18 protein-coding genes are annotated in these 21,157 nt (G+C 35.3%); 9 read left to right on the top strand and 9 right to left on the bottom strand.

Annotated features, from left to right (window positions below):
- Positions 1-34: 34 nt before the first annotated feature.
- A complete protein-coding gene (locus SPD48_RS14985) occupies positions 35-1,528 on the bottom strand; it encodes a PH domain-containing protein (protein ID WP_336258943.1) in 1,494 nt (497 codons plus the stop codon).
- Positions 1,521-2,042, bottom strand: a complete 522-nt coding sequence (locus tag SPD48_RS14980; RefSeq protein WP_336258942.1) for a PH domain-containing protein — start codon at positions 2,040-2,042, stop codon at positions 1,521-1,523. The genes SPD48_RS14985 and SPD48_RS14980 overlap by 8 nt, the downstream gene beginning before the upstream one ends.
- Before the next feature lie 517 nt (positions 2,043-2,559).
- Here SPD48_RS14980 and SPD48_RS14975 point away from each other — a divergent pair.
- Positions 2,560-3,798 (top strand): serpin family protein, encoded by a 1,239-nt coding sequence (locus tag SPD48_RS14975; protein ID WP_336258941.1) that lies wholly within the window; start codon positions 2,560-2,562, stop codon positions 3,796-3,798.
- A gap of 50 nt (positions 3,799-3,848) precedes the next feature.
- Here the strand turns inward: SPD48_RS14975 and lipA are convergent, their stop codons facing one another.
- The 4 genes from lipA to SPD48_RS14955 all read right to left on the bottom strand — a co-directional run bounded on the left by lipA (position 3,849) and on the right by SPD48_RS14955 (position 9,702).
- Entirely contained in the window at positions 3,849-4,817 is a 969-nt protein-coding gene (gene lipA / locus SPD48_RS14970; RefSeq protein ID WP_336258940.1) for a lipoyl synthase, read from the bottom strand.
- Positions 4,814-5,659, bottom strand: a complete 846-nt coding sequence (locus SPD48_RS14965; protein ID WP_442962162.1) for a lipoate--protein ligase family protein — start codon at positions 5,657-5,659, stop codon at positions 4,814-4,816. Before SPD48_RS14965 ends, lipA begins: the two co-directional genes overlap by 4 nt.
- Before the next feature lie 965 nt (positions 5,660-6,624).
- A complete protein-coding gene (locus SPD48_RS14960; RefSeq protein ID WP_336258939.1) occupies positions 6,625-9,057 on the bottom strand; it encodes a YhgE/Pip domain-containing protein in 2,433 nt (810 codons plus the stop codon).
- 72 nt (positions 9,058-9,129) lie between these two features.
- A complete protein-coding gene (locus SPD48_RS14955; RefSeq protein ID WP_336258938.1) occupies positions 9,130-9,702 on the bottom strand; it encodes a TetR/AcrR family transcriptional regulator in 573 nt (190 codons plus the stop codon).
- Between the two features lie 195 nt (positions 9,703-9,897).
- Between SPD48_RS14955 and metA the strand changes: the two genes are divergently transcribed.
- From metA to wrbA, 4 genes are all read left to right on the top strand, one after another.
- Complete coding sequence (gene metA / locus SPD48_RS14950; protein WP_336258937.1) at positions 9,898-10,806, top strand: homoserine O-acetyltransferase MetA; 909 nt, start codon at positions 9,898-9,900, stop codon at positions 10,804-10,806.
- Positions 10,807-10,937: 131 nt separating this feature from the next.
- Entirely contained in the window at positions 10,938-11,375 is a 438-nt protein-coding gene (locus SPD48_RS14945; RefSeq protein WP_336258936.1) for a ferritin-like domain-containing protein, read from the top strand.
- 114 nt (positions 11,376-11,489) lie between these two features.
- Entirely contained in the window at positions 11,490-11,945 is a 456-nt protein-coding gene (locus tag SPD48_RS14940) for a MarR family winged helix-turn-helix transcriptional regulator (protein ID WP_336258935.1), read from the top strand.
- A gap of 103 nt (positions 11,946-12,048) precedes the next feature.
- On the top strand, positions 12,049-12,648 hold the full coding sequence (wrbA, locus tag SPD48_RS14935; RefSeq protein ID WP_336258934.1) for an NAD(P)H:quinone oxidoreductase: 600 nt from the start codon (positions 12,049-12,051) through the stop codon (positions 12,646-12,648).
- A 73-nt stretch (positions 12,649-12,721) separates the two neighbouring features.
- On the opposite strand, the gene SPD48_RS14930 is transcribed toward wrbA, so the two are convergent.
- Positions 12,722-13,867 carry an MFS transporter gene (locus SPD48_RS14930; protein WP_336258933.1) on the bottom strand — a complete coding sequence of 382 codons (1,146 nt, stop codon included), beginning with the start codon at positions 13,865-13,867 and terminating at the stop codon, positions 12,722-12,724.
- 188 nt (positions 13,868-14,055) lie between these two features.
- On the opposite strand from SPD48_RS14930, the gene SPD48_RS14925 reads away from it, so the two are divergent.
- The 4 genes from SPD48_RS14925 (at position 14,056) to SPD48_RS14910 (ending at position 18,961) form a co-directional block, all read left to right on the top strand.
- The gene (locus SPD48_RS14925) at positions 14,056-15,780 is read left to right on the top strand and encodes a methyl-accepting chemotaxis protein (protein WP_336258932.1); all 1,725 of its coding nucleotides are present in this window, start codon (positions 14,056-14,058) and stop codon (positions 15,778-15,780) included.
- 222 nt (positions 15,781-16,002) lie between these two features.
- The gene (locus SPD48_RS14920; protein ID WP_336258931.1) at positions 16,003-17,043 is read left to right on the top strand and encodes an ABC transporter substrate-binding protein; all 1,041 of its coding nucleotides are present in this window, start codon (positions 16,003-16,005) and stop codon (positions 17,041-17,043) included.
- A gap of 144 nt (positions 17,044-17,187) precedes the next feature.
- A complete protein-coding gene (locus tag SPD48_RS14915; RefSeq protein WP_336258930.1) occupies positions 17,188-18,174 on the top strand; it encodes an ABC transporter permease in 987 nt (328 codons plus the stop codon).
- The gene (locus SPD48_RS14910) at positions 18,167-18,961 is read left to right on the top strand and encodes an ABC transporter ATP-binding protein (RefSeq protein WP_336258929.1); all 795 of its coding nucleotides are present in this window, start codon (positions 18,167-18,169) and stop codon (positions 18,959-18,961) included. Before SPD48_RS14915 ends, SPD48_RS14910 begins: the two co-directional genes overlap by 8 nt.
- A 236-nt stretch (positions 18,962-19,197) precedes the next feature.
- On the opposite strand, the gene thrB is transcribed toward SPD48_RS14910, so the two are convergent.
- Positions 19,198-20,094, bottom strand: a complete 897-nt coding sequence (thrB, locus tag SPD48_RS14905) for a homoserine kinase (RefSeq protein WP_336258928.1) — start codon at positions 20,092-20,094, stop codon at positions 19,198-19,200.
- A 1-nt stretch (position 20,095) separates the two neighbouring features.
- A complete protein-coding gene (gene thrC, locus SPD48_RS14900; protein WP_336258927.1) occupies positions 20,096-21,157 on the bottom strand; it encodes a threonine synthase in 1,062 nt (353 codons plus the stop codon).

Raw genomic sequence — 21,157 nt, 5'->3', positions numbered from 1 at the left:
GACCACTATTATAAGAAAGTGAAAACAAGCGAATTTATATGTCCGCTTGTTTACTATCATTTACCCGATTATTCCCACTTGCTTCCTGTTTAAACCAAAGATAATATTCTATCACTGTTTCAATAGGCAAATGTTCCAAGGTAGAGACATGGATTGGTTTTGCTCTTGAAGTTAAACTAATTGTAGCGAGTCCAAATTGTTGTTCTAACCATGACTGGTTTACCTCTAGTTCATCTACTTTTTCTCGAATTGTAATAAAAGTTTCCGTTACTAACACACCTGTTTGAAATTGAATCCTCTTTCCAGTTTGTGCATACTTTGACAGATAGGTTTTAGCAATCCGGTAAAAAATGAGCAAAAATGCATAGATAACCGGTACAAACCAAAATTCAGGCCAGAAGAAAAAGATGAAAAACGTAACAATGACTAACAAATAACTAGGTTGAATTAAATTAACAAACAGCGCCTGTTTTGGTAAAGGATTCATCTCTTCCGATAACTTAAACGATGGTAAAATCTCAGGAAGTAGATCCTTTAGTTTTCTTTCTCTAATAAAAGGGAATAGGATATCTGTTTCCATTTCGCTTTCATCAAAGAGATCTCCTAAACTAACGATTTTAACTTTCACAAATTTAAAAAGTCTTCTTGGGATAGCTTTCTCAATGATAAGGCCATTTACTTTTTCTCTAGGAATCGTGTAAAATGTTTTATTAAAAATTCCACGAGAAATATAGATTTGCTCATGATCTGAAGAAACTTGATAATTACCAAAACGTAAATACGTGATGATGACACCTGAACCGATACCGAAACCAATAAGAAACAGTAATGTTATCGTGATCAAAATCCATGAATCCGTTAAAAAAGAGAAAATTTGCAAAACAAAAGCGTCTAATTTGAATATCTCGTCGATTTTAAAATAAATGGATACAAGTACCGGAAAAATTGCTATTACATAAATAGAAGTTAGAGCAATTAGAAAAATTTCTCCGAAAGAAATTTTATAATGAAGTTTTTGTTGATCCTTTGCTACTTTTTCGTTGAGCTCATTATCGTCTTCCGGAGTGTTTAGTTTGTTCTCCTGGATAATCCATTTAATTCGCTCTGCTTCTTTATCTGAAATCATTTCAAATTTTATTACCGCATTGTCCGAGCTTGTTCCAGTAATTAGAGATAAAGAGGTGAGACCAAATAGACGATGCAAAACGGAAGTTTGTTGTTGATGACTCTGAATTCTATTTAGTGCAATATATCTTTTATTGGAAACAAATCTTCCTTCTTTGACTTCGACATTATTATCTGTAAATAAGTATGTATGATTCTTCCATTGAAATATAATAGTAATGATGCGGAAGATGATATATAGTATGAGTGCAATAGATCCTAATTTAACCCAGAGTGCTTCATTACGAATATTAAAAACGAAAAATATAAGTATGGGGACGATTACTTCTTTTACCGATACACCAATTTGGTAGAGCATCCATAAAGGATGTTGCCTTTTTTGCATTAATGGCTGTTCATTCATTTGCATCGTCCATTTCTAAACTGTTTTTTTGTGAGTCATCAATTTGTGCTAAATAAACAATTCTATTACGGAGCTCCTTTGCTTTTTCCACAGGCAGCGCAGGAATATCGTGAGAAGAAGCGATTGTTCCAATTGTAATTGATGACAAACCGAATTTTCTAAGGAGTGGTCCTTGATTCGTATTCACATATTCTACACGACTCATTGGGACGATAGCGTGGTATTTATGGAAGTACCCGTGTTTAATTTGAATATGATCCTTATCAATTTCATATCGCCATGTCCGCTGTAAATATACCGGGTAAATCGTTAATTTATAAATAGTACTTAAAATAATATATCCAATAATGATAAATAAAATTACGCTTATCCAGCTATACCAATTAAAATAGTAGTACGCAAAAAATAGGATAGAAAGTATGATTAATTGAATAAGAGCTGAAATACTATCTCTTATGCGCCAAACAGTAATTGCTTTGGACGAAATCTTTTCACTTGGTTCTGGAAACTGCATGAATAACTACGACCTTTCTAACGTAGAATTTAAGAAAATTAATATTATAGTAACATAATACATTATATTATAAAATTTAGTGGGAGCACCATGGTATGACTAAACGAGTATTCTTATATCTATCAATCTTTCTTTTTTTACTCTAGTTGCCGGTTGTAGCTCATTAACAGATGTGCATAACCTGGATGAAGCATAAAATATGGATAACTCGAATGAGGAATTTTATGAATAAAAAAAGATTTTTATCAGGCTGAAATCTCTTAAATAGATGTACTGGATGATCCTTTGTGGATCAGATTAATAACTGGGTTAGTGAATCCAATAGAAAAAATAATAGTAGCTCCTTTAAACCCCGATTTAGTGACACTGTTAATAAATGCTTTATGATAAATGGTACCATGAATTTGAAGTCGTAAGGGAATCTTCAAATGTTTCTTTATTGCTATAACAGATGGCAAAACAGGTGTAGTATTGTTTATGAGAATCATCACAAATCCAAAAAATAGGGAGGATAATCGTGAGACAAGCTAAGTTACTTATTATTTTATTCATTCTTTTATTAGCAGTTGGTTGTGGAAATGGCAAGGAAGTAGAAGAGCAAGAAGACCAAGCCGTTTCCGGAAGTGTGGGGGATTATGAACAACTTGTTGAACCTAATAACATTTTAGGGTTTTCTTTGCTTGATAAAGTGGATCCAGATGAAAACGGGAATATTTTGATTTCACCTACGAGTGCTCTCATGGCATTATTAATCGCATATAATGGTGCAGAGGATATAACAAAAAAGGAAATGGAAGAGGCACTAAAACTGGATGGGCTAACTGCTGATGAAATTAATAAGGCTAATCGGGCACTTTTGGATATATTAATAAAGGATTCAGAGGGAGTCGAACTTTCCATTGCAAATTCAATTTGGTTAAATGAAGAATATCATTTTAAGGAAGAGTTTAAGAAAAAAGCAATCGATTATTTCGATGCGGAAATTTCTGAAATTGTTTTAGATAATGCTTCAGTCAATCAAATTAATAACTGGGTAAATGATTCTACAAATGGGAAGATTGAAGAAATTATTGAGGCCCCTTTACATCCAGATATGGCTACTTTGTTAATAAATGCATTATATTTTAAAGGGAAATGGACTTATGAATTCAATGAAGGAAACACTAAGGATTCAATGTTTTTTTCACCTGAAAGTGAAATGGATGTCCCTTTTATGGTATTGGAAGAAGAACTAGAATATGTAGAAAATGAATCTATTCAAGCAATAAAACTTCCATATGGAAAAGGGGAGATGAACATGCAAATTATTCTTCCCAACGAAGGTGTTTCGTTGGATGAAGTCGCCAAAGAAATGACTCCTGAAAGCTGGAAAGAGTTGCAAACACAATTTAAAGAAACAAACGGTATTATAAAGCTGCCTAAGTTTCAAGTTGAATATGAAACAAAATTAAATGAGTCTTTACAACAGTTAGGAATAATTTCAGCTTTTGACAATAATGAAGCAGATTTTTCGCAGATGATCGAAGAAGACACTCCTTTGTGGATTCATAAAGTGAAACAAAAAGCCTTTATTAATGTTAATGAGGAAGGATCGGAAGCTGCTGCGGCAACTTCAGTGGAAATGAGAGCGACTTCTGCTATCATTGGAGACGACTTTTATATGGATGTAAACCGACCATTTTTATTTACAATTAATATGGAAGAGTCAAACATAAATTTATTTCTCGGCTTGATATCAAGTCCAGAGCAAGAGTAATAAAGGCTGTTGAGGTTTTCTCAACAGCCTATGGAAACAATTAATTTTATTTAAGAATCAGATCGCAACATATCAACTAACGAAAAGTCTACTTCTTTATTTTCTGTTTCTTCATAACCTTTCATATACTGAATGCGGCGTTGTGCTGAAGCAGCTGATACTTGTTCGTCTGCGTGGTAAGAGGAACGGACAAGTGGACCGGATTTACAGTGTTTAAAACCTTTTTCTAATGCGATTTTTTCCAACTCTTTAAACTCATCTGGATGGTAATAGCGTTCTACATCTAAATGTTTTTTCGTTGGTTGTAAGTATTGACCGATTGTTAAGATATCAACATCATGGGCAAGTAGATCATCCATAGCTTCTAGAATTTCCTCTTTTGTCTCCCCAAGACCGACCATTATACTTGATTTTGTTGGTGTGTTAGGTGCAAAGTTCTTAACACGTTGTAATAATTCAAGTGAACGATCATATTTAGCAATGGCACGTACACGCTTTGTTAGGCGACGAACTGTTTCAATATTATGGTTAAAAATATCCGGCTCTGACGACATTAATGTATGTAAACTCTCGTAATCACCCTTCATATCAGAAGGTAAAATTTCAATGGTTGTTCCAGGATTTTTCTTACGTACTTGGCGAACTGTTTCAGCGAAAACAGCAGCTCCACCATCTTTTAAATCGTCACGTGCAACAGCCGTAATAACCACATGTTTTAAACCCATAATTTTTACAGAATCAGCGACACGCTCAGGTTCTCCCCAGTCAAGTTCATTCGGAAGACCAGTTTTTACAGCACAGAAACGACATCCTCTCGTACACGTATCCCCAAGGATCATAAAGGTAGCTGTTTGTCGTTCACTCCAACATTCATGAAGATTAGGGCATCTTGCTTCTTCACAAACGGTATTTAGCTTTTTCTCTCGCATTAATTTTTTAAGCCCTTTATAGGAATCGCTCGTATTTATTTTAATTCTTAACCAATCCGGCTTACGTAAGTATTCTTGATTTTTTGTCATGATGAAACACTCCCCGCTTTTTTTCTACGATGTTCATTCCATTCTTTCGTTCGATATTTAGTTTCAGCTAAATGATGAATGTAATGCCAGTCGTCTTTTGTTAATTCCGTTGGCTCTGTAAGGATATTTAGACTTTTTTGGAAACCTTTTAAAAATGCTTCTTTAAGCATCGAATATGTATGTTCTTTTTTCTTAATATCATAAATACTAATCGCTTTTTTCTCAAATGCATTTCGTTGCCGCTCTCTAAGCCGTTCAGAAGAAAATTTAAATAAATCAAATAACATATTGGAGTCAAAACTCATTGGAATAGAACCATGTTGAAGGAGTACTCCGTCTTTACGTGTTTGTGCATTTCCGGAAATTTTCTTCCCATCAACAACCATTTCATAAATTGCCGGCTGTTCAAAACAGACTGCGGATCGATCTCGCAATAACTCTCGTTCAGGATAAGCAAAGTCTGCTTCAATTCCTAATTCACGATATCCCTCTAACAATCCTTGAGACAAAATATAATACGCTTTGTTCACAGAGTGAGGGATTTTAGGGTGACTCTCACTTACGATAATACTATATGTTAATTCATCATCATGTAAAACTGCACTTCCACCGGTTAATCGACGGACAAAATCACAGTCATGTCTTTCGATACCCGAAAAGTCTATGGTTTTTTCTACATTTTGAAAGTGTCCTACAGTGAGGCTAGGTTTCTTCCAACCGTAGAATCGTAACGTCGGGGCTATTTTACCTTCACTGTGCCAATGAAGCAGAGCTTCATCTATAGCCATATTTGTTGCTGCGTCATGATGTCCAGTATCTAAAAATGCCCATGTTTCTTGCACGTATTTCACCTCAATTTCATAGTGCTTCACTAGAGATTAATTTGTATTTATCATATCAAGAAATGAACATAAAGTATACTTATGAATATGTTTATATTTAATATTCTCAATTTTTGTAGCGTGAAATAGATAAATAAACCTTGGTAGTATTTAGACTCCTTAGTTGAGAAACTGGTGACTTTAAAAACCTGTAGACAACTATACTTCAAAAATTTTCTCATCATCTTAATTGATATACACTGCGACATAACTGACGATGTAATTGCATACCGCTGTGGAAATATGTTTCGCTTTCCATGGGCGGCTGTTGAGCCTCCTTGTGCTACGCACTGCGTAGTCTCATCTAGGCCTATGCTCCCATAGGAGTCTCCACATATTTCCTTCGCTAGAACAGATGTCGCTCTTATGCCTGTGGTGAAAGCGATTGCCAAGAGCGTAAATCAACGACGCTATTTCTAGGTTATCCACATATCTGTTTATACTCTCTTTGTTACTGCGAAGGTTAAGTAAAATATGATCATTTAATTTTATAATTATTAATAAGAAAATGGTTATCTACAAAAAGGAGATAGAATTGTTAGAAGTATTAGATACTAAGACCGATGCATTTCAATTAATAAGAGGGTAAGTCCTTACTGAGTAAGACTTTAGTTACATAGATAATTTAGTTATCCACCTTATCCACATAATCCACAGAATTATCCACAATACATATGAACAAGGATGAGAATTGTAATATCAATACTTTAAAAAATTATCCCCAAAATGATTGTTAATCTTGTGTATAACTATAGTTAATAAAGCAACTTAAATAAAAGAACGTCGGTTCTGGCTCTCATTCGAAAGGGATTGCGAAGCATTAAACCCATTGAAATGAAGCCAAATCCGACGTTTTCAACTTTAATTAATTATAAAAGATACATAAAAACACTTAAAAGAAAAATCTGTTGATAACTTCTGAATGTTTAAACATGTTTTTCCTGCATGGAACCAAATTTTCGTTTAAACATCACTATAAAGTAAGAGATTGTAAGTAAAATAAATAGGCTTGCAAATGCGAGTAAGATTCCTGCATTTTGCCACATTACAGAGAAATCACCGCTTGAAATGACTGCTTTAAATCCTTCTACAGAATAAGTCATCGGCAACAAATAATTAAATGGTTGCAATGCTTTCGGAATTAGTTCTAAAGGAAATGTTCCTGCACTTGTCGTTAATTGCAAGATCAAGATAATGATTGCAATAAAGCGACCTGGGTCTTCTAAGCATGTGACAAGGAATTGAATAAGTGTAATAAACACAAGGCTTGTAATCACGGCAAACAAAATAAACAGTGGAACACTCTTCACTTCTAAACCGAGACCAAGTAATAAAAATCCACTAGCAATGAATGCCTGTAATATTCCGACCGAAAATAACACTGTAAACTTACTAAAAAACCAATTTAATCCACTAGTTGGGATGCCTGCTGGTTCACGTAAAGGATAAACAATTGATAGTAACAGAGCTCCTACGAATAGTCCTAATGATAGGAAATATGGTGCAAATCCTGTTCCGTAATTTGGTACTTTATTTATTTTTTCATTTTTTACATTGACTGGGTTTGCCATCATATTGTAGGTATTTTCATCGGTTTCGATTGCAGCAGCATCATCTGCAGCTTTATTCATCTCTGTTTTAAACTCAGATGTGCCATTAGTTAATTCACCCATTCCCTCATTTAGCTGAAGCGCTCCGTCTTTCAACTGTACTGCTCCATTGTTTAATTGAATAGATCCATCACTAAGTGTCACCATGCCGTTAAATAATTTGCCAGCACCATTTGCTAAGGAATCAGCACCATTTCGAGCATCGGAAAATTTAGTGCTAAATAGCTGCATGTTTTCAACATATTGATGTTGCCCTTCAGATAACGAAGCGGCACCGTTATTTAATTTCTCAGTTCCTTCAGCTAATTTGGTCACACCGGACTGTAGTTGTTCCTGCCCTGAGTAAATTGCTTCCAGACCTAATTGAAGCTGTTGAAAGGAAGGATTGACAGCTTGTGCAATCTTTTCATCTAATCCATCAGATGCCCCTGCAAGACCGTTTGTCATTTCTTTTTTGTATGTGTTAAAGCCATCTTTGATAGTAGAATTCACCGTTTGTACGGATTCATTAATTGGGCTTGTTAAACTTTCTTTAATCATTTCGACGGTTGCATCTTTTGTTGGTGCTTGATCTTTCAGCTGATCTGTTACCCCTTTAACAAGTTGAGGGTCGACGCCATTTTCTAGAAGTGTCGTTGCTAGCTGTTCTACTTGTGCAGATTGACTGGCAATGAGTTGATCGGCAACTTGATTCGCAACCCCTTCTGTTAAAGCAGGGGCTAATTGTTGATCTAAACCTGATGTGACACCTGCTTGTAATTCATCTAATCCTTCGGTTAATTTTTCCCCATTCGCTTGGATCGTTTCTTGAATGTTTTTCGCTAACTGAGCAGGGAGTTCTTTTTTTAACTCTTTTACTCCATCTAGAACAGCATTTGTGCCATCAAGTAGTTCTGGTGTTTTTTCATTTAATTGTTGCATACCTGCGTTGGTCTGACTAACTCCATTTGCCACTTGATCTGAGCCTGCTTTAACTTCTTCAGATGCTTGTAAAAGCTGTTTATTACCTTCATCTAATTGTTCCATACCAGTAGCTAATTGGGAAGAACCATCCGTTAATTCACCGGAACCATCTTTGGCAGTTGTCATACCATTTTGAAATTCAAGCGTTTTTTCGGCTAAAGTCTGTAAATGAATTTGAAGGTCTCCAGTTCCTTTTTTCAATTCTTCTGCACCTTCATTTAAGTCATTGGTAGCTTTGCTAGCATCCTCGAGCCCTACTGCTACATCATCAATTTTTTCAAAAATCATTTCTGCATATGTTTCCGTAATTTTTTCTTCGAGAGCAGCTTCAATTTGTAGCATCGCCGTTTCTCCGATTTGTGAAGCAAGAAAATTATAACTTTCATTCGGCATATAAATGATATCAAGCTGCTTAGGAGTGTTATCCATAAGCGTCGTCGCATTTTTTGAAAAATCACTAGGGATTTCGATAGCGATATAATAATCTTGGTTATTTAATCCTTGGTTTGCTTTTTCTTTTTGTACAAAATGAAAGTCAAAATCCGGATCTTCTTTTAACTTATCTACAAGCTCATTTCCGAGTTGAATCTTTTCATCTTCTAATGTTGCGCCTTTATCTTCATTTACAACTGCAATTGGTAAATCTGCTAAGTGGTCATATGGATCCCAAAATGCCCACAGAAACATCCCGGCATATAAAATAGGTACCGCGATAACAGCGATTGTTGCAATGAGCAACTTATGTTCTTTACATAGTTGACTAAACTCTTTTACTATTCCTTTCACTGAATAGACCTCCTGTTGTAATAAGTGACCGAAATTCTCAAACGGTCATTAAAATTAAAAAATGATGGATTATCAGTTTGATAATCCTTTAAAAATATAAAGATCAAATAAATTAGCGATTTCCTTTTTAGTTAGCGGCTCACGATCTCGCTCCCAGTCAAAGATGAGCGCGATATATAGTTTAAGCAATATAAAAGCAGTAATTTCTGAATCACAAGGCTTAATCTCATTTTTTTCAATCGCACGATCAATTTTCTCTTTAATGAAATTTAATATGGTTCTTTCCAACTTTTTCATGACTTGCTGTACGACAGGTGTACCAATATCACGTTCTTCCTGAAATAACTTGATTGTAAGCTGATGCTCAATTCGAAATTCAAGCATACTATATAAAGCAAGATGTACATTTTCTTGAAAGGACTGGGAAGGATTAATCGCGTTTGTAGCAGCCATTTCCATATCTGAAATTAATTTTGTAGTAATCTCATCGAATAATTCTTCCTTATTTTTAAAGAAAGTGTAAATGGTCCCTTTTCCTACGTTGGCTAGCTTTGCGACTTGATCCATTGTTGTTGCCTTATATCCAAATAAGGAGAACGATTTTGTTGCTGCATTTAATATTTCCTGCCTACGGTCAAATCCCATCTTACCTCCTCCGTTTCTAATAATGACCAAATGACAGAATCAGTCAATATGTATAATAAGTAAAATAACATAGTTATTATAAATTGGCAAGATGAACGATTTTTAATCGGAAGAAATCGGCTGTATGTATATATTATAATTGCCAGTAAGAGATTGAAACCGTTATAATGTAGTAAGGGAAGGGAGAGAAGTAAGGTGCCAATAAATATACCACAAGAATTGCCTGCTCGAAAATTACTGAAAAAAGAGAAAATATTTATTATGGATGAGAATAGAGCAAGAACTCAGGATATCCGTCCATTAAATATAGTGATATTGAATTTAATGCCAGAGAAAGAGAAAACAGAATTACAATTATTACGTTTATTAGGAAATACTCCTTTACAAGTGAATATTACATTTTTACATACAGCTACACATGTGTCTAAAAATGTAAGTAAGTCCCATTTAGACACATTTTATACTACATTTAATGATATAAAAGATAAGCGTTTTGATGGGATGATTATAACAGGAGCACCGATAGAGCATTTTCAATTTGAAGATGTGAATTATTGGGAAGAACTTGTTGAAATTATGGATTGGACAAAATCAAATGTCACCTCTGTTTTTCATATTTGTTGGGGAGCACAGGCTGCACTTTATCATCATTATGGAATTGATAAGGCTGAATTACCTAAAAAATGTTCGGGTATTTTTAATCATACGGTATTGGATCCAACAGTCGAACTAGTCAGAGGATTTGAAGATGTTTTTAATGCACCTCATTCTCGTTATACGGAAGTGGCTTTGGAAGAAATAAAAAATCATCCTGATTTGCAAATATTAGCTGTATCGGATGACGCAGGAGTATTTTTATTGAAATCGAAAGATGATAAACATATTATGGTCACTGGTCATTTAGAATATGATGCAACTACGCTTGCCGAAGAATATGAGAGAGATTTGGCAAAGGGTTTGGATATTCATATGCCGGAAAATTATTTTCCAAACAATAATATTAATAAGACACCACTTAACACTTGGAGAGCGCATACCCATTTGTTGTTTTCTAACTGGCTAAATTATTATGTGTATCAAGAAACTCCATATACTTGGGAATAACTTTTTATCACTTCCTTTTTAGTTTAATTATCCTGAACGTTTACCTTTTCATTAATACAGACGAATTTTTTGTTTTATTTTATCTGAATAGGGAAGAATAAAAGATAGGAAAAACTAAAGGGGTGAAGTAAATGGATCAAGAAAAAGAAAAGCTGATCGAAGGTTTAAATCTCGATTTAGCCCATGAATATGGGGCGGCTATTCAGTATACGTATAGTGCTTCTGTTGTTTCCGGTTTGTATCGTTCTGCATTAAAACCTTTCTTTGAAGAAGAAATTACAGATGAACTTGGCCATGCAATGTATTTATCAGAAAAGATAAAAGCGTTGGGTGGAACACCAACGACAACTGCAGCTGAAGTACCTCAACCTTCAGAAGTGAAAGATTTACTTGAAGCTGTTCATAAATCAGAATCAGAAACAATTGAGCGTTATGAAGAACGTAAAAAGCAAGCAGAAGATTTAAGAATGACAGAGTTAGTCGTTCAGCTTGAAGATATGATTGCAGATGAAACAAGACATAAAGAAGAGGTTGAGCGTTTACTATCGGATCCAAGATTTAATGAATAAATAAATGGCGACGAGATGTCGTCATTTTTTGTGTGAAAATTAATTAATTGACGAAAACCATTACCTCGAATATAATTAATATGAATTCGAGATATTTTGGGAAAGGTGAGATGGATGCAAAATGAAATTAAAGTACATGAAGATGAAGAACTTTCTTTAAAATTATTTATCGTATTGAGTCGAGCCCTGGAATCCGTTAGAAAGCAAGTAGTTAAAGATATAAAAAGTTACAATTTAAATTTAACAGAATTTGCGGTTTTGGAATTCTTATACCATAAGGGAGAACAGCCGATTCAATTAATCGGTAAAAAAGTATTGCTTGCAAGTAGCAGCATTACATACGTAGTTGATAAGTTAGAGGAGAAAGGGTACTTGGAAAGGATTGCTTGTCCAAAAGATCGTCGTGTAATTTATGGGAAATTAACTGAAAGAGGTCACCAAGTAATAAAAGAAATTTTTCCGCAGCATAGAAAAGCGATAGCTAATATCTTTTCAAGTCTAACCAAAGAAGAGAAAGAACATGCCATTGTACTTTTAAAAAAGATAGGTTTATTTGCTGATTCCATTTAATTTTTTTACTAATATCTCTAATTGAATATATTTAATTAATATTAATTTTATCTATATGTATAGGGAAGAATAATAGATAAAATTAAAAGAGGAGAGAAATATAGTGTCAAACGTAAAATTAGCAATTGTTTATTATAGTTCAACAGGGACAAATTATCAGCTTGCTCAATGGGCTGAAGAAGGAGCAAAAGAACTAGGTGCTGAAGTTAGAATTCTAAAAGTTCCAGAATTAGCACCAGATGCAGCAATTGATTCCAATCCCGCCTGGAGAAAACATGTCGATGAAACGAAGGACGTTCCAGAAGCTAAATCAGAAGATTTGGAATGGGCAGATGCGATTATCTTTAGCGTACCGACTCGATTTGGCGTAATGGCCTCTCAAATGAAACAGTTTTTAGATACCCAAGGTGGATTGTGGGCTTCAGGGAAAACAGTTAATAAAGTAGTTAGTGCAATGGCTTCAGCAGGAAATGCGCACGGAGGTCAAGAAGCAACTATTTTATCACTATATACTTCGATGCATCACTGGGGTGCAATTGTTGCGGCACCTGGTTATGCAGACCAATCTATCTATAAAGCAGGCGGTAATCCATATGGAGTAAGTGTTACAGTAGGTGATGACGGTATAGTTGAAGATGCCGAAGATGCAGTTAAGTTCCAGGCAAAGCGTACAGTGGAAATTGCAGGAAAAATTAAAAACTAAGTGTTAAATGAAAAACCTGTTTGTTATGTTTACAACAGGTTTTTCTCTTTAAATATATAAAAGTCGGGTAGAGCTAAACAGCACTACCCGAAATTTTTTTTGCAATGAAAAGGATGATCCCTACAGAAACAAACATAATAATTGCGCAGACTAAAAAGGGTAAACCCATTATTTGAGCGAACCATCCTGATACAGATGACCCGGCAACAACTCCTAAAGAAAAGAAAGCATAAAATATTCCGTAAGCTTTTCCACGATCAACCTTTGAGGAAGCATCAGCAATTAATTTATTCATGGAAGGAAAGATGAATGAAAAACCCAGTCCATATACAATCATTGCCAATAAATTACTTGAAAACGTAGTTAGAAAGCTTAATGCAATCATTGCTATACCTATTAATGATAGGCCTAAGGCAATTAAATTTACAGCGGAAAATCGATCATAAATAACATTAATTGGTGTTAAAAAGACGATTAATGCGACAATTCCAAATGTACTTAATAACATACCAGTCGTTTCTGTTGTTCTTCCCATTACCTCAACATTCAATGGCAGAGCAAAAGCTAAAGTACCATTACTTATCATTAGAGAGAATGCGGCAAGAGAAGATAAAATAATTAACGGATGTTTTATCAAAGGAATAAATTCAGTAAAAGTAAATTTTCCACGTTCTGTGGTGACAAATGATTCTTTTACAAAAAAGAAAACAACAAATGCAGTAACAAAAAACAATCCGGCAACAAGTAAAAAAACACTTTCAATAGATGCACGGGCAGCCATTACTCCGCCAATTGCTGGTCCAACTATTGCTGCAATACCAATGCTTGCACCTGTAAATGCCATTGTTTTTCCACGTGACTTACCTGTTGATTGATCTCCAATATAAGCGAATGCAGCTGGGATGAGGATTCCTCCTGCTAGACCATGAAAAAACCTTGCGAAAAATAGTTGTACCCCATTCTGGGCCAGAGGATAGAAAAGTAGTGCAATAAATACAGTTACAATTCCGATAAACAGCATTTTTTTACGACCGAATCGATCAATCCAATGACCACCGACCACATTTCCTATCATGTTAGTAAAAGAGTATACAGCTACTATAGCGCCAGTTAATAAGTAAGATGCACCCAATTCTAATGAATAGGGTGTAATAATTGGTAATTGTATAAATGTATCTAGAAAGGCAACAACGATAATTATGTACATTATTCTTGTCAACGATATCCCTACTTTCCCTTTACATTATACATAATATTCTTAGTGGGATGGTAAAAATAACCCCAGTTTGCTTACAAGTATCCACCTAGTTATTTATTTCCTGCATCTTTTAGGATATAATCAATGTATCTAATACTAAAGCACTAGTAAATATCTCCTGCAATCACTAGTGCATAGGGAGGAAAAGCATGTTTTTTAAAAGAAAAATCGAGTCATGGAATAAACATACAAAAAAGATAATGGATTCTGATATAGTTATTGGTGAAAATCAAACAGATAGATTAAAGTTTTTAAATATAACGAAAGATACCTTAAATGATGTGAGAGAAGCAGGAAAATACTTACTACCATTTAAAGAAGAAATGGTTCATAAATTTTATGAAAATATTATGTCCTCAGAACACTTAGTGAATATTATATCAAAGCATTCAACTGTTGATAGATTGAAAATAACACAGCAACAATATATAGAACAATTCTTGGAAGCCGATATATCAAACGATTATATACAGACGAGAGTTCAAATTGGAAAAGTACATAGTAGAATAAATTTAACAGCAAATCATTTTATTATGGCACATGATCTTTTAGTACAGTTTATGATTTCGATCTTAATGGAAAAACTGTATAAAAGTCCGAATAAAATGATGCGCTTAGTAATTGCGATTCAAAAATTAGCTACTTTTGATAAACAGTTAATTACCAACGTCTATACAGATGCCACTTTTCAATCTTTCTTACACGAAATTTCGTGGATGTTACAAGATATTACGAAACTGGATACGTCCGAACATTTAATTAACGGGGCAGATACTCAAATCAAGGAAACTCAAAGTGTAACAGCAGCAACGGAGCAAATGAGTGCATCGATTCAAGAAGTATCTAACCATGCTAGTGAAGTGGCAGAAAGGACAGAAGAAGCTGTACAGGCTGCCGATAATAGCCGGAAAGTTATTGACAATTCGTTTTACGATATAGAACAAGTAGATAAAACATATGAACATGTAATGGAAAATGTTGTTCAACTTGGAAAAGAAATCGACCATACACATGAAGTGATAAATGTAATAAAAGAAATAGCCGAACAAACGAATTTATTAGCGTTAAATGCGAGTATTGAAGCAGCAAGAGCTGGAGAAAATGGTCAAGGATTTGCAGTAGTTGCAGCAGAAGTTCGCAAACTATCCGAACATACGAAAGAACAAATTGAACAAATAACGACAAATATGGAATCATTACAACGTGTATCAACAGAAGTAACTGAACGAATGAAAGAAACCGGTACTAGAATTGAAAAAAGTGTTGTAGGATCGCAAGCAGCTGGAAAAGAGTTAGAAAATATTATTTCTGTAATGCATTCGATTAATTATCAAATAACAGAAATTGCGGCAATGACCGAAGAACAATCTTCTACAGTTGAAGAAATAAGTGATAGGAATTCAACTATTTTTGATTTAAGTAAAAACGTTCAACACTATGCAGTGGAGACTGCTGAAGTTATTTATGAGATAAGTAAAAAAATGGACAATTATCGTCTGTCTTTTCTGAAAACAAATGTAGTTGAAAATGAGAAAGATATTATTCAAATCGCTAAGACAGACCATCTACTGTGGAAATGGAATATTTATAATAGATTATTAGGTTTTGGTGATCTTCAAGCCGAAGATGTTTCATCTCACACCGCTTGTCGACTTGGAAAATGGTATTATAGTGATTTGCCATCGAAAGTAAAGGATAAGCATGCTTTTAAGCGTTTAGAAAAACAACATCAAGCTGTTCATGATTATGCCAGACTCGCGTTAGAACACTACGAAAGGGATAATATAGAAGAATCTAGAAGTATATTAACAGAGTTAGAAAAAGCCTCAGATGCGGTTGTACAGTGTCTTGAACAAATAGAGAATGATCTTTAATTCTAATAATCGTGAAAATTAAACTACATACAAAAAGCACAGGAAACGAAGGTCTTCATTACAAAATTGATGAGAACCTTCGTTTTCTATTACCCTTTACTATGGCGCTTTAAAGTAATATACGTTTTTAGAATATTAATAAAAGTCTTGCGTAGAGATAGAGTACTAGATATAATAGGGTAACCACATGAATAAAGAATATAATGAGGGGGAAATGTGTTGATGAAAAAGTGGCTACAATTATTATTAGTTGCTGTTGTTAGTGTTCTTGTATTGGCAGCATGTGGCGGCGGAGAGAAAGAAAGTAATTCAGATTCTGAAGGTTCTGCTGAAACAGATACAGCCAAAGAAGATGAAGCGACAGATGGCGGAGAATCGTTTACTATTGGTGCTACGCAAATTGTGGAACACCCATCGCTTGATGCTGCGTATGAAGGTTTTCAAGCAGCAATTGAAGATGCAGGTCTTGATGTGACCTATGATCATCAGAGTGCCCAAGGGGATCAAAATAACGTAAAACCAATTGCTGATAATTTTGTTTCAGATGATGTAGATCTTATTTTTGCTAATTCAACACCAAGTGCAGTAGGAGCACTTAATGCAACAAAAGATATTCCGATTCTGTTTACATCAGTGACAGATGCGGTTGATGCCGGCTTAGTAGAAGCGATGGACAAACCAGGTGATAATATTACTGGAGTAGTAGACTTACACCCGGATGGAATTATAAAAACGGTCGAGTTTATTGACAAATATTTCCCCGATGCAAAAGTCGGACTGCTATATAATGCAGGAGAGCAGAACTCTGTCACACAAATTGAAGCTGTACAGGAAGCTGTTGAAGGAACAAGTCTTTCTCTAGCAGAAAGAACTGTAGCAAATTCAGCTGAAGTTCAACAAGCTGCTCAGACATTGGCAGGAGATGTCGACGTATTTTACATTATTACGGACAACACAGTAGTATCTGCATTAGATACCGTTGTCGGTGTTGCCAATGACCAAAAAATCCCTCTAATTGTTGGAGAACCTGATTCTTTAGCAAAAGGTGGATTTGCAACATATGGAATTGATTACCATACGATCGGTTATCGAACTGGTGAAATGGCCGTTGAAATTTTAAAAGGTGATAAAACACCTAGCGAAATTGCTGTAGAGTATCCACCGGCTATTCAGTTGTTCATTAATAAAGGAGCTGCTGAAGCCCAAGGAATAGAATGGAATGACGATTGGGATAATGATGCAGAGTTCGTTGAGACTGAATAAAAAGACCTTTCTAATTTATTGGAATTTTAGTACAATATAGAGGAAGCAGGGGAGCGATCCTGCTTCCTTCTTTACATTTTATTTGTGGTATATGAATTAATAGATACATTTATATAAAAAATATATAACGAAAAGGGGGATGACATGTTTTTATCATTGTTCGGCGCTGTCGAATCGGGAGCAATTTATGCGATTATGGCTCTTGGTGTTTATTTATCTTTTAGAGTTTTAGATTTTCCAGATTTAACTGTTGATGGAAGTTTTGTTACTGGCGCCGCTGTTGCCGCTATTTCCATCATGAATGGATTACCTCCTGTGCTGGGAACAATTTTAGGGGCACTCGCAGGATTTCTTGCGGGATGTATCACTGGAATTCTGCATACAAAAGGGAAAATAAACGCTCTTCTTTCTGGAATTTTAATGATGATTGCACTATATTCTATTAACTTACGTATTATGGGACAACCAACATTATCTATGCTGAATGAATCAACGTTAAAAACCCAATTAATTTCTGTATGGGAGAAAACCGGAATTGATACGGTTTTAAATAATCTTTTGTCTGCTTTAGGACTTGAACGCTTCCCTGCGACATGGGGAATTGTTTTCATCATGATTATCGTTCTTTTGATTATTAAATTAGTTGCAGATTACTATTTAAAGACAGAAGTTGGATTAGCATTACGTGCAACAGGGGATAATCAACGGATGATTCGTAGTTTTTCTGCGAATACAGATAATCTGATTATTATTGGAATTGGAATTTCTAATGGTCTAGTTGCCTTCTCTGGAGCCCTCATTGCTCAACATGGAGGGTTTGCCGATGTCGGGATGGGGATCGGAATGATCATTATTGGACTTGCTTCCGTTATTATAGGAGAAGCGTTATTTGGCACAAAGACAATTGCTCGTGCCACTTTAGCTGTTATTTTAGGTGCTGTTATTTATCGAATCGTTGTTACTCTTGCTTTACGGGTAGAATTTTTGGATACAGGTGATATGAAATTAATTACTGCATTACTTGTTATATTGGCATTAGTTGCACCAAAAATATTACATGCACAAAGAGAGAAAAAACGCCGATTGAAAAAGCGGGCAGCACTACAAGTGGAGGATGTAAAAAATGCTTAATTTACGACATATATCCATCACGTTTAATGAAGGAACACCAGATGAAAAAAAAGCTTTGCAGCAAATCAATCTTAAACTTACTAAAGGGGAGTTCGTAACTGTCATAGGTGGAAATGGCGCTGGTAAATCAACCTTGATGAATGTAATCTCAGGAAATTTATTTTCTGACGTCGGAGATATATTTATTGATGAAAAACGAGTCGATTATTTACCGGAATTTAAACGTTCGCAGTTTATTGGACGTGTGTTCCAAGACCCTATGGCGGGAACAGCACCATCAATGACAATCGAGGAAAATTTAGCAATTGCCTATGCACGTAATAAGAAACGCGGTTTACGTTTAGGTGTAAATAAAAAACGCCGTGATATGTTCAAAGACTATTTAAAGACGTTAAATCTAGGTCTAGAAAATCGTCTGAATGCAAAAGTTGGACTATTATCCGGTGGTGAAAGGCAAGCCCTTTCTCTATTAATGGCAACTTTTACGGAGCCGAATATATTACTGCTTGATGAGCATACTGCAGCCTTGGATCCGGCACGTGCTGAATTAATTACTGAGTTAACTTCTGAAATCGTGGAGAAATTTGGTTTAACGACTTTAATGGTTACACATAATATGCAACAAGCACTTGACATGGGTGATCGATTAATTATGATGGATGCAGGACAAATTATTTTTGATGTAAGCGGAGAAGAAAAGTCCAAATTAACGATTGAAAACTTATTAGAGGAGTTCCAACGAATCCGAGGCAGACAGTTAGTTAGTGATCAAACTGTATTAGGTTAATACTGTATAATTTAAAACTATCCTCAGTTGGATACTCGACTGAAGGATAGTTTTTATTATAGAAAAGCTTTTAAGAAAGTTGATTGACATGACGAGTAATTCACAATATGAGCAAGAAATAAGTAAAGTGAAAAATTTCATACATACTTTCCGCCCAATTAAAAGAAAAAACAGCCGAGATCGGCTGATGTTTCTAATGGTTAATATGTCTATATCTCTTATAGAGATTTACTGATTTAGTTATTAATATTCACTTTTACTTGTAAACCATTTTCATCTAGTTCAAGTGCTTCTACTTCGTAATCAGGAAGAAGTTGCTTCATCTTCATTGCAATTTCTTTTCCTTTTCCATTTGGAACGAAAGAAATCATCGTTGGTCCAGCCCCACTGATAACTGTACCATATGCACCAAGACTTCTAGCATTTGAACGAATTTCAAAATAGTTTGGAATCAGTTTAGCTCGGTAACTTTCATGGAATAAATCACTTTCCATCATTTTACCAGCTAATTCATAATCTCCAGTTAATAAAGCGGAAATCATTAGATTACTTACTCCACTCGCAGTTGCTGCATCTTTCATGATTAAGTTATCGGGAAGAACTTTGCGAGCATCTTCAGTCTTTAACTCAAAGTTTGGGATATAAACGACCAAATCAGTATCGATAGCTGGAAGCTTTTTGAAACTAGCTTCTTCACCCATTTTCACTGTGACAACAAAGCCGCCTATTAAACATGCAGCGACATTGTCTGGATGCCCCTCAATTTTTACCGCATAATCGAGTTTTTCTCGTTCCGTTAACTCTAATGAACACAACTGGTTTGCAAGTTCAATGCCTGCAACGATTGCTGAAGCACTACTTCCTAACCCTCTTGCAAGTGGGATATCACTTTCCATTGTAACGTGAGCAGGGGACAGTGTACATGCATGCCACCCGGCTACTTGATTGGCGACCTTATAAATAAAATGGTCTTTATAGTTTCTAACGGAAGGAATAACTGATGTTGTATGGCTGAATTGCCAATTATCTGCTTTTGTTACTTGTAAAGTTAAATACCGACTAACTGCAACTCCTGCTGAATCGAAGCCTGGTCCGATATTTGCAGAACTTGCAGGCACAGAGATCGTAAACATACTAGTTACCTACCGTTTTTTTTATATAATCTGTCACTGCTTCTTCATCGTTAGGAAGAGATACAGGATCAATTGTAATTTGATCAATCGCAGTTTGCGGATCTTTTAAGCCGTTACCGGTTAAGATTGCAACAACTTTACTTCCAGGTGCAATAGTTCCAGCTTTAACTTGCTGATAAACTCCTGCAATCGAAGCACATGAACCTGGTTCCGCAAAAATACCTTCTTTTGCTGGAAGAGTTTTAAATGCTGATAGAATTTCTTCATCTGAAACAGAAGTAATCATTCCACCAGATTCATCTCTTGCTGCTGTTGCCAAGTTCCAGCTTGCTGGATTTCCAATGCGAATTGCAGTTGCAACAGTTTCCGGTTCTTTAATAACCTCATCTTTTGCAATTGCTGCAGCACCTTCTGCTTCAAACCCATAAATTTTAGGTAGAGCAGTTTGTTTTTTCTCGTTATATTCTTTAAAACCTTTCCAGTAAGCACTGATATTTCCGGCATTTCCAACTGGAATTGCAAGAATATCCGGTGCTTGTCCAAGTTGGTCAATAATTTCAAATGCAGCTGTCTTTTGTCCTTCCAAACGGTATGGATTCACAGAGTTTACAAGCGTAACAGGATATTTTTCACTAATATGCTGGACCATTGTTAACGCGTCATCAAAGTTACCTGCAATTTGAACGATCTCAGCACCATACATAACAGCTTGAGCAAGCTTTCCTAAAGCAACTTTCCCTTCAGGAATAACGACAACTGCTTTCATACCTGCTTTTGCGGCATAAGCAGCAGCAGCAGCAGAAGTATTTCCAGTCGAAGCACAGATAACAGATTTGCTCCCGCTTTCTTTCGCTTTTGCAACAGCCATAACCATTCCACGATCTTTAAAAGATCCAGTTGGATTTAAGCCTTCATACTTTCCATATAATTCAATTCCTAATTCTTTTGAAATGTGAGGGAAATATATTAGCGGGGTATTCCCTTCATGTAATGTTAACGCAGGAGTTTCTTCTGTCACGGGTAAAAACTCGGCGTATTCTTTTATAAGACCTTGCCAATTCAT

Source organism: Pseudogracilibacillus sp. SE30717A (assembly GCF_037071985.1).
Taxonomy (GTDB): domain Bacteria; phylum Bacillota; class Bacilli; order Bacillales; family Amphibacillaceae; genus Pseudogracilibacillus.
Note: the sequence above shows the minus strand (reverse complement) of the source record. Positions and strands in the feature narration are given on the sequence as shown.

Excerpts from the sequence above, each read along its gene's own strand:
- SPD48_RS14985 (WP_336258943.1), bottom strand. The coding sequence starts at position 1,528 with ATGAATGAACAGCCATTAATGCAAAAAAGGCAACATCCTTTATGGATG.
- SPD48_RS14980 (WP_336258942.1), bottom strand. The coding sequence starts at position 2,042 with ATGCAGTTTCCAGAACCAAGTGAAAAGATTTCGTCCAAAGCAATTACT.
- SPD48_RS14915 (WP_336258930.1), top strand. The coding sequence starts at position 17,188 with ATGTTTTTATCATTGTTCGGCGCTGTCGAATCGGGAGCAATTTATGCG.
- SPD48_RS14940 (WP_336258935.1), top strand. The coding sequence starts at position 11,490 with ATGCAAAATGAAATTAAAGTACATGAAGATGAAGAACTTTCTTTAAAA.
- SPD48_RS14910 (WP_336258929.1), top strand. The coding sequence starts at position 18,167 with ATGCTTAATTTACGACATATATCCATCACGTTTAATGAAGGAACACCA.
- lipA (WP_336258940.1), bottom strand. The coding sequence starts at position 4,817 with ATGACAAAAAATCAAGAATACTTACGTAAGCCGGATTGGTTAAGAATT.
- SPD48_RS14945 (WP_336258936.1), top strand. The coding sequence starts at position 10,938 with ATGGATCAAGAAAAAGAAAAGCTGATCGAAGGTTTAAATCTCGATTTA.
- SPD48_RS14920 (WP_336258931.1), top strand. The coding sequence starts at position 16,003 with ATGAAAAAGTGGCTACAATTATTATTAGTTGCTGTTGTTAGTGTTCTT.
- thrC (WP_336258927.1), bottom strand. The coding sequence starts at position 21,157 with ATGAATTGGCAAGGTCTTATAAAAGAATACGCCGAGTTTTTACCCGTG.
- thrB (WP_336258928.1), bottom strand. The coding sequence starts at position 20,094 with ATGTTTACGATCTCTGTGCCTGCAAGTTCTGCAAATATCGGACCAGGC.
- SPD48_RS14955 (WP_336258938.1), bottom strand. The coding sequence starts at position 9,702 with ATGGGATTTGACCGTAGGCAGGAAATATTAAATGCAGCAACAAAATCG.
- SPD48_RS14925 (WP_336258932.1), top strand. The coding sequence starts at position 14,056 with ATGTTTTTTAAAAGAAAAATCGAGTCATGGAATAAACATACAAAAAAG.